Source organism: [Enterobacter] lignolyticus SCF1 (genome assembly GCF_000164865.1).
In the GTDB taxonomy this organism is placed as follows: domain Bacteria; phylum Pseudomonadota; class Gammaproteobacteria; order Enterobacterales; family Enterobacteriaceae; genus Enterobacter_B; species Enterobacter_B lignolyticus.
Map to the genome: position 1 here is coordinate 4,110,453 of NC_014618.1, position 15,129 is coordinate 4,125,581.

Annotated in this window: 20 protein-coding genes and 1 pseudogene; 6 read left to right on the forward strand and 15 right to left on the reverse strand. The window is 55.3% G+C overall.

What is annotated here, in order from left to right:
- Complete coding sequence (locus ENTCL_RS19080; protein ID WP_013367783.1) at positions 1-906, reverse strand: LysR family transcriptional regulator; 906 nt, start codon at positions 904-906, stop codon at positions 1-3.
- 87 nt (positions 907-993) lie between these two features.
- Here ENTCL_RS19080 and ENTCL_RS19085 point away from each other — a divergent pair, with 87 nt between their 5' ends.
- Positions 994-1,773 carry an NAD(P)H-dependent oxidoreductase gene (locus tag ENTCL_RS19085; RefSeq protein ID WP_013367784.1) on the forward strand — a complete coding sequence of 260 codons (780 nt, stop codon included), beginning with the start codon at positions 994-996 and terminating at the stop codon, positions 1,771-1,773.
- 59 nt (positions 1,774-1,832) lie between these two features.
- Here ENTCL_RS19085 and ENTCL_RS19090 read toward each other — a convergent pair whose 3' ends face one another.
- Both ENTCL_RS19090 and glgS read right to left on the reverse strand, forming a co-directional pair.
- Positions 1,833-2,954 (reverse strand): ribosomal protein uL16 3-hydroxylase, encoded by a 1,122-nt coding sequence (locus ENTCL_RS19090; RefSeq protein WP_013367785.1) that lies wholly within the window; start codon positions 2,952-2,954, stop codon positions 1,833-1,835.
- Positions 2,955-3,096: 142 nt separating this feature from the next.
- Positions 3,097-3,297: a cell surface composition regulator GlgS gene (gene glgS / locus ENTCL_RS19095; protein WP_013367786.1), complete on the reverse strand. Its 201-nt coding sequence runs from the start codon at positions 3,295-3,297 to the stop codon at positions 3,097-3,099.
- A gap of 299 nt (positions 3,298-3,596) precedes the next feature.
- On the opposite strand from glgS, the gene ENTCL_RS19100 reads away from it, so the two are divergent.
- Both ENTCL_RS19100 and ENTCL_RS19105 read left to right on the forward strand, forming a co-directional pair.
- Positions 3,597-4,322: a FadR/GntR family transcriptional regulator gene (locus ENTCL_RS19100; RefSeq protein WP_044612011.1), complete on the forward strand. Its 726-nt coding sequence runs from the start codon at positions 3,597-3,599 to the stop codon at positions 4,320-4,322.
- A 21-nt stretch (positions 4,323-4,343) separates the two neighbouring features.
- Positions 4,344-5,036: a cache domain-containing protein gene (locus ENTCL_RS19105; protein WP_013367788.1), complete on the forward strand. Its 693-nt coding sequence runs from the start codon at positions 4,344-4,346 to the stop codon at positions 5,034-5,036.
- Positions 5,037-5,121: 85 nt separating this feature from the next.
- Here ENTCL_RS19105 and ENTCL_RS19110 read toward each other — a convergent pair whose 3' ends face one another.
- Positions 5,122-6,597, reverse strand: a complete 1,476-nt coding sequence (locus ENTCL_RS19110) for an APC family permease (protein ID WP_013367789.1) — start codon at positions 6,595-6,597, stop codon at positions 5,122-5,124.
- 322 nt (positions 6,598-6,919) lie between these two features.
- Between ENTCL_RS19110 and ENTCL_RS19115 the strand changes: the two genes are divergently transcribed.
- The 3 genes from ENTCL_RS19115 to ENTCL_RS19125 all read left to right on the forward strand — a co-directional run bounded on the left by ENTCL_RS19115 (position 6,920) and on the right by ENTCL_RS19125 (position 8,398).
- Positions 6,920-7,315, forward strand: a complete 396-nt coding sequence (locus ENTCL_RS19115; RefSeq protein ID WP_013367790.1) for a DUF1398 family protein — start codon at positions 6,920-6,922, stop codon at positions 7,313-7,315.
- 373 nt (positions 7,316-7,688) lie between these two features.
- The gene (locus ENTCL_RS19120; RefSeq protein ID WP_013367791.1) at positions 7,689-7,943 is read left to right on the forward strand and encodes a helix-turn-helix domain-containing protein; all 255 of its coding nucleotides are present in this window, start codon (positions 7,689-7,691) and stop codon (positions 7,941-7,943) included.
- 119 nt (positions 7,944-8,062) lie between these two features.
- On the forward strand, positions 8,063-8,398 hold the full coding sequence (locus ENTCL_RS19125; RefSeq protein ID WP_013367792.1) for a DUF1294 domain-containing protein: 336 nt from the start codon (positions 8,063-8,065) through the stop codon (positions 8,396-8,398).
- Between the two features lie 453 nt (positions 8,399-8,851).
- Here ENTCL_RS19125 and ENTCL_RS23215 read toward each other — a convergent pair whose 3' ends face one another.
- From ENTCL_RS23215 to ENTCL_RS19180, 11 genes and pseudogenes are all read right to left on the reverse strand, one after another.
- Positions 8,852-9,148 carry a TA system toxin CbtA family protein gene (locus tag ENTCL_RS23215; RefSeq protein ID WP_013367793.1) on the reverse strand — a complete coding sequence of 99 codons (297 nt, stop codon included), beginning with the start codon at positions 9,146-9,148 and terminating at the stop codon, positions 8,852-8,854.
- A gap of 20 nt (positions 9,149-9,168) precedes the next feature.
- A complete protein-coding gene (locus tag ENTCL_RS19135) occupies positions 9,169-9,486 on the reverse strand; it encodes a type IV toxin-antitoxin system YeeU family antitoxin (protein WP_013367794.1) in 318 nt (105 codons plus the stop codon).
- A 17-nt stretch (positions 9,487-9,503) separates the two neighbouring features.
- Positions 9,504-9,725: a DUF987 domain-containing protein gene (locus ENTCL_RS19140; RefSeq protein ID WP_013367795.1), complete on the reverse strand. Its 222-nt coding sequence runs from the start codon at positions 9,723-9,725 to the stop codon at positions 9,504-9,506.
- Positions 9,726-9,733: 8 nt separating this feature from the next.
- The gene (locus ENTCL_RS19145) at positions 9,734-10,216 is read right to left on the reverse strand and encodes a JAB domain-containing protein (RefSeq protein ID WP_013367796.1); all 483 of its coding nucleotides are present in this window, start codon (positions 10,214-10,216) and stop codon (positions 9,734-9,736) included.
- 8 nt (positions 10,217-10,224) lie between these two features.
- Positions 10,225-10,683, reverse strand: a complete 459-nt coding sequence (locus tag ENTCL_RS19150; protein WP_013367797.1) for an antirestriction protein — start codon at positions 10,681-10,683, stop codon at positions 10,225-10,227.
- Between the two features lie 85 nt (positions 10,684-10,768).
- Positions 10,769-11,005, reverse strand: coding sequence for a DUF905 domain-containing protein (locus ENTCL_RS19155; RefSeq protein ID WP_013367798.1), 237 nt, complete (start codon positions 11,003-11,005; stop codon positions 10,769-10,771).
- A 99-nt stretch (positions 11,006-11,104) separates the two neighbouring features.
- Positions 11,105-12,013: an Ivy family c-type lysozyme inhibitor gene (locus tag ENTCL_RS23220; RefSeq protein ID WP_013367799.1), complete on the reverse strand. Its 909-nt coding sequence runs from the start codon at positions 12,011-12,013 to the stop codon at positions 11,105-11,107.
- A 41-nt stretch (positions 12,014-12,054) separates the two neighbouring features.
- Positions 12,055-12,249 (reverse strand): annotated as a pseudogene (locus ENTCL_RS19165) (DUF4339 domain-containing protein); the annotation flags it as partial.
- A 37-nt stretch (positions 12,250-12,286) separates the two neighbouring features.
- Positions 12,287-12,985: a DeoR family transcriptional regulator gene (locus ENTCL_RS19170; protein WP_013367801.1), complete on the reverse strand. Its 699-nt coding sequence runs from the start codon at positions 12,983-12,985 to the stop codon at positions 12,287-12,289.
- Positions 12,986-13,193: 208 nt separating this feature from the next.
- The gene (locus tag ENTCL_RS19175; protein ID WP_013367802.1) at positions 13,194-14,018 is read right to left on the reverse strand and encodes a DUF932 domain-containing protein; all 825 of its coding nucleotides are present in this window, start codon (positions 14,016-14,018) and stop codon (positions 13,194-13,196) included.
- Positions 14,019-14,111: 93 nt separating this feature from the next.
- Positions 14,112-14,975 (reverse strand): GTPase family protein, encoded by an 864-nt coding sequence (locus ENTCL_RS19180; protein ID WP_013367803.1) that lies wholly within the window; start codon positions 14,973-14,975, stop codon positions 14,112-14,114.
- Between the last annotated feature and the right edge of the window lie 154 nt (positions 14,976-15,129).

Consider the following 15,129-nt stretch of genomic DNA (forward strand, 5'->3'; position numbering starts at 1 on the left):
CTAGCGCGTATCCGCCACCGCGCGTATCAGCTGCTGACGCAGCCACTGGTGTCCGGTGTCGCGATGCAAACGCTCGTGCCATAGCATCAGCATATCAAACCCTTCCACCTCTACCGGCGGCGCCACGACCTGGAGCATCGCCGCATCAGGGATTAACCTCTCCGGCACGACGGCCACCAGATCCGTACGCGCCAGAGTCTCCAGCATGAACAGAAAATGCGGTACCGACAGCACCACCCGACGGCTCAGGCCGAGGCGGGCGAGCGCCGTATCCGTGGCGGCGGAGAAACCGCCGCCGTCCGGCGAAACGATAACGTGCTCAAGCTGGCAGAACGCGTCGAGCGTGGGGGTCCGCCGCAGCGCCGGATGTCCCGCCCTTCCCGCCAGCACGTAGCGCTCGCGAAACAGCAGCCGCTGGTGCAGCGACGGCGGCGCGCCGTCGCGGGTGTGGAACACCAGATCGATATCCCCCCGCTCCGCCTGCCGCGCAATCTGCGCCGGGTTCAGCTCGAAGACCGCCAGACGGGTGTTCGGCGCCTGGCGGCGCAGCGTTTCCATCGCGGGCAGCAGGATGGCGGAAGCCATGTAGTCCGTCGCCGACACGCGCCAGGTGTTGGCGGCAAGCTGCGGGTCAAAGGCGCTGGCGGGCGCTACGGCCTGCTCCAGCCTTTCCAGCGCCTCACGCAGCGGTTCGCGCAGCGCATCGGCGCGGGCGGTCGGCTGCATGCCCCGCGGGCCTGGCAGCAGCAGCGGATCGTTAAAAATCTCCCGCAGACGAGCCAGCTGGACGCTGACCGACGGCTGCGAGAGGTTCAGCCGCTGCGCCGCCCGGGTGACGTTGTGTTCGGCCAGCAGTACGTTCAGCGTCATCAGCAGGTTCAGATCCAGACGATGTAAATTAATCATCACTATACCTGTTATTTGAGCAATCAATTTCTACTATAACCAGCCGTTGCTTACCCTGCTGTGACTTTCTTAACGCAGGAACCTGCCATGAACATATTACTTGTTTTTGCCCATCCGGAACCCCGCTCGCTGAACGGCGCGCTGAAGGACGCCGCCGTAGCGCACCTGACGCAGAACGGCCATCAGGTGCAAGTCTCCGACCTGTACGCCATGAAGTGGAAAAGCGCTTTAGACGCTGACGACCGCGAAGGCAAGCCGGTCGGCGAGCGCTTCGACCCGTCGGCGGATTCGGCTCACGCTTTCCGTCACGGCCTGCAGCGCGACGATATTGTCCGCGAGCAGGAGAAACTGCGCCGGGCCGATGCGGTGATTTTTCAGTTTCCGCTGTGGTGGTTTTCCATGCCCGCCATCATGAAGGGCTGGTTCGACAGGGTGTACGCCTGCGGCTTCGCCTATGGCGTCGGCGAGCACAGCGACAGCCACTGGGGTGACCGCTACGGCGAAGGGTCATTTGCCGGAAAACGGGCGATGCTGCTGGTGACGACCGGCGGCTGGCAGTCGCACTACAGCCCCCGCGGCATCAACGGTCATATCGATGAGATCCTGTTTCCCATCCAGCACGGCATGCTGTTCTATCCGGGGTTTGAGGTGCTGCCGCCGATGGTGATTTACCGCACGGGGAAAATCGATGAGGCCAGCTTTGCCGATTACCACGCGCAGCTGATCCAGCGGCTGGACACTCTGTGGCAGACGCCGCCGCTGCCGTTCCGCCGCCAGAACGGCGGCGAGTATCTGATCCCCGAGCTGACGCTGCGGGCGGATCTGGCCCCCGGCGAGCGCGGTCTGCGCATTCACTCCACGCGCTAAACGACGACGGCGGGGCGCCTTTCGCCGCCCCGCCGTCGTTATGCCATCACGATCGCGCTTTACTCTTCGAAGAACCAGTACCCCTGGTTCATCAGCCCGGTCAGCTCGGCGATAAACGCCGGGTTGTTCAGGGCATCGCCCAGCTCGTCCTGACCGAGCTCGGTGTAGCGGCACAGCGCGTCCGCGGCTGCTGGCTCAACGGCATCCATGCACTCGCTGTTGACGAAGTAACGACCGCCGACGTTCAGCACCCGCAGCCCGCTCAGGCGGGTCAGCCGCTCGCCGCTTTGCAGCGCGTCCAGCACCTCTTCCGGCGTGTACGGCGGCTCGGCGGAGGCAATATCCAGCTCGTGGCGCGGCGTGGTGACGAAGCTGCCGAACCACTGGGTGAAGTCTTCAGGCTTGCTCATCATCTCGACCATCATGCCGCGCAGACGATCCAGCTCGTACGCCTCCACCCGGCCCGGGTGCTCGCGGCAGGTCAGATCGGGATCGCAATAGTGCTCGCCGCCCAAATCGTTTTCCAGCGCGTAGTCGGCAAAGCTGCTGATGAGATCGCGCCCGTTCGGCCCGCGAAAGCCCACCGAATAGTTCAGCGCGGTTTCATGGGTGAAGCCGTCATGCGGGAATCCCGGCGGAATATAGAGAATATCGCCAGGCGCAAGATCTTCGTCGATGATCGGCTCGAACGGATCGACGTGCAGCAGCGCCGGATGCGGACAGAACTGACGCATCGGCAGCTTGTCGCCGACCCGCCAGCGGCGGCTCCCCATCCCCTGAATAATAAACACATCGTACTGATCGATATGCGGGCCGACGCCGCCGCCCGGCACGGAGAAGGAGATCATCAGGTCGTCCAGACGCCAGTCCGGCAGTACGCGAAACGGCCGCACCAGCTCGGCGGAGGGCATGTGCCAGTGGTTGACCGCCTGCGCCAGCAGCGACCAGCCGGTCTCGCCGAGACCATCAAAATGCTCGAACGGCCCGTTGCTCGCCTGCCATTTGCCATTGAAATGGCTGACCAGGCGACTGTCGACTTCCGGCTCCATCGCCAGCCCCGCCAGCTCGTCCGGCGTGATAGGGTCGACAAAGTTCGGGAAGGCATTCTTTAAAACAACAGGTTGTTTTTGCCAGTATTTTTCCAGAAATTCCGGCCAGTTCAGGTTCAGTTGATACGCCATAGGTCACACCAGTGAGAAGACAAACGGGCCTGATTATAGGAAGGCTTGCGGGGAATTTGCCTTGTCAGCGGTCAACCTTTCGGCGGGTGTGGGGACGGTAAAACGAACGGCGGGCCCGCAGGCCCGCCGTTGTGTATCCGCATTATTGTACTTCCAGCACCCTCGCCCGTTCCGCCTGCTTGCGGTAATGTTCATAGCGTGCACGGAACCAGGCTTTTTGCTCCGCATTCATGTTGCCGGTCACCGCGCCGATATCGACTGGCTCCCCGAGGGCATACATGCGGGCAAAGCTGCGGGCCAGAAAATCAAAGTTGTTCAGTGCCTGTAAATCTTGTGTCTTCATTCGCATATCCCTCCAGTCGGTTAACTTGCTGTTCAAGGTCATATGCTTTTTTGTTGCTTTTATTATTTACCCACCCATGGCGGGTTTATGCGCGATATGTGCGAATTCGGCAAATTAATCGCGGCGAAGATCACAGTTTGGCGCTTGCCGCATACGCGCTTAATGAAGCCCATCATCACTTAACTTAAAATTAACATATCATTAACGCGACGAGGATCGCGTGACCATTCTCTCCTCGCCTGCGCTGCGGGCATATGTTAAGAATGGGGCTGTTTCAGGGAGAAATTCACAGAAAAATTATGATTACTCATGCCGTCATCTTTGCGCCTATTGGACAGGTCAGCCGTTCCGATCAGATAGTCCAGCGCCTGTCCAATGCCATTATCACCGGCCTGCTTGAGCCGCATGAACAGCTGCCCAACGAGGCCGATCTGGCAAAAATGATGGGCGTTTCCCATATCACCATCCGGGAAGCGCTGAATACGCTGAGGGCGAACAACCTCATCCACACGGTGCGCGGCCGCAACGGCGGTAGCTTCGTGTGTGAGAAAAATGCCGAGCCGAGCGGGACGCTGCACCCGTTTCGCACCATCAGCACCGATTACCTCTCCGACCTCGGCGAGATGCACTGCGCGGTGATTAGCCACAGCGCCCGGCTGGCGTCGCGACGGATGACCGCGACGGACGTACAGCGGCTGCAGGAGTTTGTCGGGGTGCTGAAAGCGGCCGATACGCCGGAGCTGAAAACCCAGGCGGATATGCGCTGCCTGCTGACGATTGCCGCCAACTCGCACTCCGCTCGGCTGGCAAGCCAGGAGCTGCAGCTGCAGGCCGAGTGGGCGTCGCTGGTGGCGGTGCTGTACCGTTCAGACGCTATTCACCAGCAGGTGGTCGGCCTGTACGAATCGCTGACCGCGGCGTTCGCCCGCCACGATGAGGCCGAAGCGGTGCAGGCGTCAGCCCGGCTGATTGATGCTTTTACGTTCCATCTTATTGAAAATAAAATTAAATATAACTCCCGTTGATGAGCTTCAGTGAGAATGACGATGCGCTTACCCGACGCCCTCAGGGCGATGACCGATAAAATTGAGGACATTACCCGCTCCACCGTTGAGGCCACCGTCGCCCTGGCGCGGGAGATAGAGCAGTCCGTCGCCGATCAGCCGGGCAGCTCCACGGACATGTTTTTGCTGCCGTCGGTCAAGGCCGTCATTCAGCAGCACATCAAAACCTCGCTCAGCCAGACGCGCTACTGCTCCGGCGCCGGGTTTGCCAGCCATATCGCCAGCACGCCGACCAGCCAGGAGTTCTGGGTGCTGGAGTGGTGGTACAAGCGCGCCGACGGCGTGGAGCAGGCCAGCCTCGACCTCGACCAGGCCACCCAGCAGCGCCTTGATTTCCGCACCTTCGAGTGGTTTCGCCACTCGCCGCCGGACGGCCAGGCCTACATCCACGGGCCGTACGTCGACTATATCTGCAACACCTCCTATACCCTCACCTCGGCGGTGCCGGTGTACAGCAAGGGGCAGTTTATGGGCGTTGCCGCCATCGACATGCTGGTGAGCCGTATCGAAGACGAGCTGCTCGAAACCGCCCGCCAGCAGCAGGTGGTGTTGACCAATCTGGATAAGCGGATTTTCTTTTCGACCCTGCCCCGCTACCGGGTGGGGGATTTGCTGGGCAGTACCGGGCTGCGCCTGTGCTATCAGAGCGATTATTTCCGGCTGTATCAGCTCTAAAACGTGGAGTTGTCGGGTGCGCTACGCTTACCCGACCTACATTCACGTAGGCCTGATAAGCGCAGCGCATCAGGCAAAGCTAAAACTACAGTTCTGCGTTGAGCTGCTTCGCATAGGCAATCGCATCATTTTCCGGCGCGTTAGAGCGGCCAAACGGGCGCGCCAGCGCCATATACACCAGCCCGGACAGCACGACGATCGCCAGACCCACCAGCACCGTCCAGCGGTCGATAAAGCTGCTGCTGTCCGCCGGCTGCGCCAGCAGCCAGATCCCGCACACGCCGTAGGCCAGCGCCAGCACGTTGACCAGCATGCCCCACGCGCCGACGCTCCACTCCCCGGCCGGTTTCCAGCCCTTCAGACGCTGACGCAGCGCCGCCAGCACTACCATCTGGAAGGAGATGTAGATCCCGATAACCGCGAAAGCGGTGATGCGCGACAGGTTATCCGGCTGGAAGTAGACCCACACGCAGATAAGCACCGGCAGCAGGCAGCTGACGATCATCGCGTTATCCGGCACGCTGTTTTTCGACAGCGTCGACATCCACGCGCTGCCCGGCAGCATCTGGTCGCGCGAGAAGGAGAAGATCAGACGGCTCAGCGCCGCCTGCAGCGACAGGATGCACGACAGCATGGCGACGATCGCCACCACGATAAACACCGTCGCCCCGGTCGGCCCCAGCGCTTCGCTGAGGATAACCGGGATCGGATCGGCGGTTTTACCGTTGACGATGCTGACCAGGTTCGGTGAGGCCAGCAGATAGCCGAGCACCGAGACGATCGCCGAGAGCGCGCCAAAGACGATGCTCAGGATCATCGCCAGCGGGATCTTCTTACCGGGGTTCTGCACCTCTTCCGCCACGTTGCCGCAGGCTTCAAAGCCGAAGAACATAAACAGGCCCATCAGCGCGGCGGACATGAACGCTGTCTGGTAGCTGCCGTCTTTCGCCAGTACGCCCATCGAGTCAAACACCACCGAGAACGGCTGCGAGCGGTGGAAAATCAGCAGATAGATGCCCAGCGCGATGACGCTGATGATTTCGCACCAGAAGCCGATTCTGGCGACGCGGGCGAGGTTTTTAGTGCCCGACATATTGACCGCCATCATCAGCAGCAGCAGCACGACGGCGCTGACCAGCATATTGCCCGGCGAGGTGTCGAAATGCAGCAGCGAGGCGACAAACGTTGAGGTGTATTCCGCGATGGAGGTGATAGTCACCACCAGCGCCCACAGATAGATCCACGCCGCGATCCACGCATATTTTTTGCCCCACAGGCGCCGGGCCCACGGGTACAGGCCGCCGGTGATCGGGTACTGCGACGCCACCTCGCCAAACACCAGCGCCACGAGGAGCTGCCCGCAGGCGACGATCAGGATCCACCACACTGCCGGCGGGCCGGCCAGCGTGACCGCCAGCGCAAACAGGGAGTACACCGCGGTGAGCGGAGACAGGTAGGTGAACCCCAGCGCGAAGTTAGAGATGAGGCCGATGGAGCGGTTGAACTGAGGTTTATTATCATTATGAATTACATCGTTTTTCTTGCCAGATGTCTGTTCCATATGTCTTTCTCGTTGTGGTTGCGTCGCAGGTGAAACGGGAAAATTTATAAAAGATAATATGTTATATGTATAGCATGTATGTCACATTTTTGTTAAAAAAATGATCCACTCACATACCAGACAGGAAAACGATTGCGTCTTAGCGCAGGCAGCACAACGCCCGCAATAATCTGTAACAGTTGAAACACTGTTCCGATTTATCAGCAATCCTTATAATTCAGAACCAGAATTATTCGAATTCAAATAACAACAAAAAGAACAGATTACTTACATTTATTTTTCAAACGCAACGTTATTCACCAAAACAATATCGAGGAGAGGCATGGAATTACTGGATATGCTCAGGGATTACTTTGAGCAGGTGAGGTCAAATTCGGATTTTCTATCATTTCTCAAGGAACTGAGAAGCAATAACATTTCATATTATATTTATTTCGTCTCCACCGGGAATGTGAAATTCGTCACCACCACGGATGCGTTCGTTTCAATGAAAAGTAACCGCACGATACTGCGGGTTAATTCCGCGACCTGCGCGGGCAAAGTGAGGCTCGCCGCCAGACGCCATTTCACCGGCGTGACCACCTACGACCAGTACTGCCGGGAGCTGGCCCGGGCCGGCGTGTTCAAATGGGTGGTCGACCTCAGCGACAACACCCGCCAGTACTGGTCGCAGGATAATACGATACTGCACGTTGAGAACGTTATTCAGCCGCGGTGAGCGTATTACGCTTATCAGATAAATCATCAGTCGCAGACGTATTATTAAGCCAGTTCATTGACTTGCGAAAATATCAGAATTTCGTCTGATTGATGAACTCTGCGGATATAACGCAAAATCCTGACCGTCGGATTTCCCCTTACAGGATTTGCTGGATGACCTGCATGTGGGCTTTGTTCCCCGCCGTTGCGCAGCACGGCGGTTTTTTTTGAAAATATTATTTGTCGATAGCGTCCGTACACAGACCGGAAACACCATCCCCTCACCTCCATAATATCCAGGTAAAAAAACCACTACGTAACTCGTAGTATCTGGCGAAAATTTCCCCATTTAAAATCATCTTGTTAATTCAATGGATAACACGGAGATCATCATGAGACAGGACTGGCATCCGGCAGACATCATCGCGGGTTTACGTAAGAGAGGCACATCGCTGGCAGCGCTCTCCCGCAGGTCAGGATTGAGTTCAGCAACGCTGGCAAACGCCCTTACAAGGCCGTGGCCGAAAGGTGAGTACCTGATTGCAGAGGGACTGGGGGTTCATCCGTCAATGATTTGGCCGAGCAGGTATTACAGGGATGGGGTGATGGTGGAGAGGAAGGCGTTGATGCGGGGGAAACGAGGGTAAGCTGATCTGATGGCGCTGAGAGGCGCCTTTCAATCTGACCGGGTCTGTTTACAGACCTTCTCGCTTTATTATCGGGTATAGTGACCGTTCAATTCGCTCATGGTTGCTATTTCTACCCTATGAACCTCAATCGCTTTTGTTATTTTCTTCTGGGATTATCCGCTCTGGGCAGCGCATTTCTGCCCCACCCGCTTGTGATGTGGTTTCTGCTTACCAATGCGCTAACGCTGGCGGTTTATGGGGCAGATAAGCTGGCAGCACGTAAGACCTGGCGAAGAGTGCCGGAATCGACGTTGCTCATCTTTGGGTTAGTGGGTGGATGGCCTGGGGCGATTCTGGGACAGCAGGTCTTTCGCCATAAAACGCAAAAGCAGCCTTTTAGGACCTATTTCTTCATTAGCGTGATGATGAATGTCGTCGTGTTGGTGGGGTTGTATCGTTTTCTTCCGTACTAAGGGGGGTCTATCCTGCAAGTCTTGGGCGATACGGAATGGTGCGAAGGCCGGACTCGAATTTCAAAGTTAATCAACTGAATTACAAATGATTAATTGTTAATGCATTAATGACATATACTCAGTTATATACTCAACTATTTTCTTTCAAAAATCAGCGCTTAACGCAGCACATAAACCAACTCAAAGATGGCGATGTGATTATACCCGATTGCATCATTTCAGCCATGGAGTTTTACTATCGAGAGGTAGCATAAATGGACGCTCCTGGGATAATGTTTCGGTCAGTTAAAGCTTCAGTTTGCATGTTTTTTCCGTATAAAAGCCCCCCAATACCGGCAGGTGCATTATGTAATGAAAAAACAAGGAAGAAAGATCGGCTGTATAGGTCAGGAAGACAATTTACAATATTCACAATGCAGAATTATTACGGTTTCGTTGCAACAAGCCAGTTGCCTATCGTGCCCGCAGAATATTTACAGCCCGAAGATATGGGGACTGCTCTTGCCAGCTAAATCCTTTGCGATCGATACGAACCAATTCATATTTCTCCACCAAAAAGTTAACGGCATTAGCCAGAGTAATTCCGGCATCGATATGTTCCTGTATAACCGTTTCATCACTGAACGGTATATCGTTTAGCGTAATACCATAGTGCTGTTCCAGCAGGCGTGTCAGTAACATTTGCCAGACTGCCACGGGCGACAGACATAGCGTCGCCGCCTGCGGAGTTGTTGCAGGTAGAGTTTTCATATTTGCTCTTGTGAAAGTAGTTAACTATGAGTGGGGTAAATGGCGATGTATACGTAGCCGTAACTGCCAAGGGTATCGGCTTCGCAGGTGAAACCATCGTGGTACAGGGTGACACAGTGGGCATGGCGAGGATTCATTTCACCAGTGGTCAGCATCGATTCCATCTGACTGATAAAATGCGGGAATGCCACATCCAGCTTAAGACATTCTGCTTCGCTGAACTTACCCGTGATACTGACCCGGTCAGCCAGATAGTGCAGCCGGTTACCCTCCTGCACCAGACGAGCTCCTAGGCGTGGCGTGATATCTCGCTGCAGGCCCCATGTGATGTTGCTCATTACAGTTCTCCATATTGTCAGTTCAGGGTGATACTCATCAGGCAGGCATACGGTCCGTTGCGGTCCTGGCGGCGTTCGGCGTATACCGCCAGCACGCCGGGAATGTCAGGAACGACCTTACCGGTGTAATGACAGACACTGCCGTGCCACTGGTATCTGCCGGTGCAGTATTGAAAAATGCGGGAGGCCGGATGCTGACGGTAAATCGTCATCGCCCGGCGTTTACTGATAATTTTCATGTAATACCTCAAAGCAAACCGTGTTCAGCGAACGACAATATCTGCGTGCCACCGACGATGAGATGGTCAGGCACACGGATATCAACGAGCTGAAGCGCCTGCACCAGACGCTGCGTGATGGTCTTATCTGCCTGGCTGGGCGAGGTGTCGCCAGAGGGGTGGTTATGCGCCAGTATCACTGCTGCTGCATTGAAATGCAGGGCGCGTTTGACCACCTCACGGGGATGAACCTCGGTACTGCTAATAGAACCGGCAAACAGGGTTTCGTGGGCAATCAACTGGTTCTGTTGGTTCAGATACAGCGCCATAAACTCTTCGCGCTCCAGTCCCGCCATTTTCAGTTTCAGCCAGTCACGGGCAGCCTGAGTGGAGGTGAATGCCACGCCTGTTTCGCGCAGGTGTCGGTCAAGCAGCGTTAAGGCGCGTTTTACCGTGCGTTGTGCGGTTAGTGGTAGCGCCGGAGTTAGTGGGATAAGTGACTGTTCCATCATAAGTATCCTTAATCAATAATGCGCAGAATGGCGCTGGATTCAGGGTGCTGCAGGGCGTAATCCCGCAGGCGGTAATAGTGCTCCGTCATGGCATCGCATTCGGTGCGACAGGCGTGATGGCTGTATTCAATCAGGCAGACAGCGATACCTGCGGCTTCCGCGCTCATTTCCGCACCATTGCCGTTCATGCCGTTGAACAGATGCCATTTATCGTCACCTTCAGCATCAGGAGCCATAAACGCGCCGCCATTGCTGAGCGTATAAAAGGACCAGATACCACCGCTGTACTCATCACAAAAGCGCTCCATCCAGGCGAAAATACGGGGTTCCAGCGTTATCCATTGCGGGATAACGCCGAAGTACAGCGGCCAGAAATCGAGGCGCTGTTCGTCAGGTACGGGTGTTGCAGTGAGGTCAAATCGAGGTTCATTAGCGGACATCAATTCGCATTGAGTTTGTGTCGTCATGGATATTCTCCGTCAATAAAAACGCCAGCGACGATGGCTGGCCTATGGGAAATAAAGGACATACAGGGATGATGAATGGGTGTGGTCAGGAGGAGGATGCTTTGAGGATGCCACACTGTCGGATATAGCGGTTAAGACCTTCACCGGCATCCGGTTCAAAGTTCCACGCCCGCCAGACCATCCGGCCTTCAGGGTCGCGAGCCACCAGACGGAAGTGACTGCCCTGGTCGTCTTCAATGGCGATATCGTGATACCAGCGGGTAACAGCTTCAGCCTGCTGTCGGGTGAAAGGTCCCGGTGGCAACATGTGAGATTCAGGCATTCGGTGTACCTTAAAAGCAAAAACCCCTGTCGCAAAAGCGACAGGGGACTGAAAGAGAGGAAGGAAAAATAGGGTATGTTTCGTGTCGTAACAATAAAACTACTGCTTAGCTGCCTGTTTTGCTTTTTCCCAGGATGGTCGGTTTGGGCCAGTGAACTCTTTCACATCTGACCAATACCCAATCGGATATTGTATTACCGTTTCGTTGCCAACGCCGATGTCAACAGACAGATATTGACCACCTTTAATGGAGCCTTTGCGCACCCAAGCATTTGGACTACAGGTTCCGGTATCACGCTGTTGCCAGGATCTTGCATCCTTATCTATGATGTAAAAGTCACCTAATGCGCACCCACTGGCAGACTTGTGATTTAACACAGCGGACACATGCTTGGTATTACCGACAATCACACAGCTATTCTGTTTACCGCCACACATGCTCCACAAGGTATCACCGTTACCCCCGGTAAATTCCCAGATGGTATTCGCTGGTGGTGCATCATTGGACGTGGTAGTGGCGGCTGGAGTGTGTGATGATTCCGATGTTCCTTTTACTAATGCACGTAAAACTTTCAACTCACCATCACTTGGGGTGTTAACCCACTGCCCATCTTTACCGTTGCTGTAGAAGCCCACGAAGTTATGGAAGTCAGGCTGGTACAAGAATGTCAGATTGTGGTTACCACAGTTACCGCCTTCACACATAAAACCTTTCAGGTAGACTTTACCGTCAATTTTTACTGGTTCCATCGGACCCGCTGGACCATTCATCTCGTCGAGCATCGCCGGTAAACCATTCTGATTCATGGTCTCATCAAACGACTTTTTGTACGCTGGGTCGGTTTTGTACAGGTCGAAAGGATATGGGCAGGTATTGTTTTCTGACTGACAGTTCTTGGCTTCTACCGCCGTTTTGGCGGTTGCCTGGGCTGCAGTCGGGACCATCAGTGCCACAGACAATGCCAACCAACTCCATTTCATATTTGCAGAGAAAGATTTTCTTTTCATTATAAGACTCCTTATAAAGCCCCTGATGCGTCAGGGGCTGTGGGCATATGCGGGTGTATGGCGCTCTGAAGTAGCATCGAAGCTAGTGGGGTGGCGGAGACCGGTTGCCACTCCATCATTCCCTGTCGCCAAGCCAGAGTGGCGGCCGTCAGTTCACCGTGAACAATCAGGCCGGTGATGTCGTCTTCGGTCACATTGTCGTGACGTACGCCATTTATCTCGTAATGCCAGGTCATTGTTTTTCCTTGTTAACAGAGGTCATTAAACCAAAGCTCATCCCAATCCCCCGTTATCGGCAGCCTGTGACAAAACTTCACGGATACAGCTGAAGTGCGGAAGGGCCCGGATAAAGCCCGCCTGTATGGTTAGCTGGTTGAGACGTTTTCGCGGGGTAAAAGTGGTGTTCAGGACTGTCACCGCATGGATGGTCGCCAGAGGGTGCACAGTGATATGCCCGTTAAGTTCACCGGTGAGGTACCAGCAGCCGTCGAGTGATATCAGGCGGTACGGAGCCAGCCCATCACAGCGCTCTCCCTCGGCCAGCAGTAGTACCCGCTGGCAGGCGGTAATGGCACTGACGAGACGGAAGAACACCAGTGAGATGGCCGGTGACACAGACTGTGGCGGCTGCCATACCAGACACGGCATCCCTCCCGCAGTGAGCAGCATGCCCGCCAGACGCCGGTCCAGCCCCGGAAAAATATCGGCCAGTCCGGCCCGATGTGCGAAGGTCAGCGCATCAAGCTCCCCCTGTACGCCCCCACCGGTGCTGCGCAGGCGGCATTGCCCTCGTCGATACTCAAGGTCGAGGTACATCAGCCGTTCGCGAAAATCCCGTCGCAGGGTACGGACTGACACACCAAACTCTGCAGCCAGCCGCGCCATGTTCAGCGTTTCACCGGCAACCAGGCGGCTGATTATCAGTGACAGCCTGACAGCCAGCCGGTCATGACGGCGATCTGCCTGTGTCATCTTAAATCTCCGTAATAATTAACTGACTGAATATGAAATGATTCTAAAGAGGGGGGCGGACAGGGTATGGACACGGAATGAACTATTTTTTATCAGCCACCGGAGGCAGGGCCGACACGGCATACCGTGAAATGCGGTGATAAAACACTCAATCCAATGGAGGCAAAACGGACAGGGAGTGTCCTTTCCTAACATGCTGATAACAAGCTCAGGACTGAAACCCACCCAGCATCGCTTCAGCCATCACCCAGAGAGCCCGGTTGAGCTTCACATCTCCATCGATACCACGCACGGCGCGGGTATGCGTTCGCCCGCCTTTTGCACTCCGCCCACTGAGCCCGCCCTTAATCAGGTTCTCCTGAATACGCTGGTATGTGGTCCACAGATCATTGCTCTCATCCTGCCAGCGGCGTGGGGAGAGTATCTGAGGTGCTGTCACCGGCTGGTGGTCCTCACCAAAACGGTACGTCAGTGCAGCCTGTGCCAGAGCCTGTTGTGCAGGTGGCAGTAGCATCAGCGACTGCATGGCATCCCGCTTCTCTTCCACACGGTCAAAAATTCCCTGCACTTCATACGCTCCCTCAATCACCTGACTCACGACATCTCCTTTGTGCGGCACCCGCACCTCGCCAAACGACTCACCGCAGACGAGTCCGTTCTGGCATACCGCACGGAATAATCCCGGCAGCATCTGATACGAGCTGGAGCCGTCGTGAGAATTGAGCAGAATAATTTCCGGGACCTGTTTGCCGATAATTTGCCCCTCCCTACGCAGGCGCAACATGTGCTTTGTATGCTCGCGGCGACCTGGGTCACGCACTCTGGTCTGGCAGGCAAAGAAGGGTTGGAAGCCTTCGTGCTGCAGGCTGTCCAGCAGGGATATGGTGGGTATGTAGGTGTATTTTTCACTACGTGACTCGTGTTTGTCTTCACTGAACACACTGGGTGCCACGCGATACAGCTCTTCACGGGTTAACGGACGGTCACGACGAATAAAGTTTGCTGCGCCAAAGCGCGAAGCCAGACGGGTCATAAACGGACTCCTCATGATGGAAAATAAAGACAAAAAGCCCTGCAGCTCAATTGCGGCAGGGCTCAGGAAACTGCGGGTTAGAAGGGTTAATGTTCAGAAGAAGAAATTCCAGACTGCACGAGCGACTGAAATCACGATGCCGCGTACAGACTGGATGACTGTCCGAACCGGGGCCGGTATCAGGGGCATGGAACTTACTGTGTCCAGTACCGAGCCGACCGTTTCACCAAAATCGTCACGGGCTTTTTTATTAACGGCATCGGAACGAAGTGGAGCACTAAGCTGTACAGCCACCGGACTGCTGGCCTCACGCGGCAGACAACGAATCATCCGTTCAGCCATTTTTCGCAACCCCCACTGTAGTCGGACCGACACCGCACACACAGGATTTATAGGCTGAAATAGCTCATGCAGAAGGCAGGCTTTGCGGCTAATGTTTTGTTTCTGCTCTTTAGACAATTTATCACTATTGCTGGCGGGCTCGACCTTATCTGACTGACTGATAACAAACAGCACCTTATGTCGATATGCTTCACCAATTACCTTACGATAAAAATGTTCATCTACAGCCAGTGCCCGATCATCGGCTTTAACCAGCCACAGCACTAGGTCGAGCCGGGGGAGCTGCTGGCGGTACAGCTCGGCATATTCCGCATCGCGGGCACAATTTTCACCAACCCCCGGCAGGTCCACCAGCGTCATAAAACGTTCGCCTGCTTGCAGGCGAAAACATAATGGTTCACGGGTACAAGCTGTCACGTTACTAACCGGCGATACCTCAGTGGCAAAGAGAGCATTACACAGCGACGATTTCCCTGCTCCGGTTTTACCCATAATACCGATGACCGGTTCGTAGTGAATAAGCCTACAAAGATGGTCAAGAATGTGACTGCGGACGGTTACCGGGAGTGACAACAGAGGTTTCTCAATGGCCTGAAGGCCGTCAAATTTATTCATACAGAGACTCAGCGTAAAAAACAAAAAGCCCCCCGAGCCATTATGGATACGGGGGATTCACGGAGATAATATCTGTCTGAAATTATTTGGAATGTGAGTTAACGACCACATAATCCTTCGAGTTGTAAGTCCTGCCGAGAGACTGGTATGTGCC

Bases quoted from the DNA above. Each gene is read 5' to 3' on its own strand.
- ENTCL_RS19180 (WP_013367803.1), bottom strand. From the start codon at position 14,975: ATGAATAAATTTGACGGCCTTCAGGCCATTGAGAAACCTCTGTTGTCA.
- ENTCL_RS19140 (WP_013367795.1), bottom strand. From the start codon at position 9,725: ATGAAAATTATCAGTAAACGCCGGGCGATGACGATTTACCGTCAGCAT.
- ENTCL_RS19110 (WP_013367789.1), bottom strand. From the start codon at position 6,597: ATGGAACAGACATCTGGCAAGAAAAACGATGTAATTCATAATGATAAT.
- ENTCL_RS19145 (WP_013367796.1), bottom strand. From the start codon at position 10,216: ATGATGGAACAGTCACTTATCCCACTAACTCCGGCGCTACCACTAACC.
- ENTCL_RS19090 (WP_013367785.1), bottom strand. From the start codon at position 2,954: ATGGCGTATCAACTGAACCTGAACTGGCCGGAATTTCTGGAAAAATAC.
- ENTCL_RS23215 (WP_013367793.1), bottom strand. From the start codon at position 9,148: ATGAAAACTCTACCTGCAACAACTCCGCAGGCGGCGACGCTATGTCTG.
- ENTCL_RS23220 (WP_013367799.1), bottom strand. From the start codon at position 12,013: ATGAAAAGAAAATCTTTCTCTGCAAATATGAAATGGAGTTGGTTGGCA.
- ENTCL_RS19105 (WP_013367788.1), top strand. From the start codon at position 4,344: ATGCGCTTACCCGACGCCCTCAGGGCGATGACCGATAAAATTGAGGAC.
- ENTCL_RS19080 (WP_013367783.1), bottom strand. From the start codon at position 906: ATGATTAATTTACATCGTCTGGATCTGAACCTGCTGATGACGCTGAAC.
- ENTCL_RS19150 (WP_013367797.1), bottom strand. From the start codon at position 10,683: ATGACGACACAAACTCAATGCGAATTGATGTCCGCTAATGAACCTCGA.
- ENTCL_RS19085 (WP_013367784.1), top strand. From the start codon at position 994: ATGAACATATTACTTGTTTTTGCCCATCCGGAACCCCGCTCGCTGAAC.
- ENTCL_RS19175 (WP_013367802.1), bottom strand. From the start codon at position 14,018: ATGACCCGTCTGGCTTCGCGCTTTGGCGCAGCAAACTTTATTCGTCGT.
- ENTCL_RS19155 (WP_013367798.1), bottom strand. From the start codon at position 11,005: ATGCCTGAATCTCACATGTTGCCACCGGGACCTTTCACCCGACAGCAG.
- glgS (WP_013367786.1), bottom strand. From the start codon at position 3,297: ATGAAGACACAAGATTTACAGGCACTGAACAACTTTGATTTTCTGGCC.
- ENTCL_RS19125 (WP_013367792.1), top strand. From the start codon at position 8,063: ATGAACCTCAATCGCTTTTGTTATTTTCTTCTGGGATTATCCGCTCTG.
- ENTCL_RS19170 (WP_013367801.1), bottom strand. From the start codon at position 12,985: ATGACACAGGCAGATCGCCGTCATGACCGGCTGGCTGTCAGGCTGTCA.
- ENTCL_RS19100 (WP_044612011.1), top strand. From the start codon at position 3,597: ATGATTACTCATGCCGTCATCTTTGCGCCTATTGGACAGGTCAGCCGT.
- ENTCL_RS19115 (WP_013367790.1), top strand. From the start codon at position 6,920: ATGGAATTACTGGATATGCTCAGGGATTACTTTGAGCAGGTGAGGTCA.
- ENTCL_RS19135 (WP_013367794.1), bottom strand. From the start codon at position 9,486: ATGAGCAACATCACATGGGGCCTGCAGCGAGATATCACGCCACGCCTA.
- ENTCL_RS19120 (WP_013367791.1), top strand. From the start codon at position 7,689: ATGAGACAGGACTGGCATCCGGCAGACATCATCGCGGGTTTACGTAAG.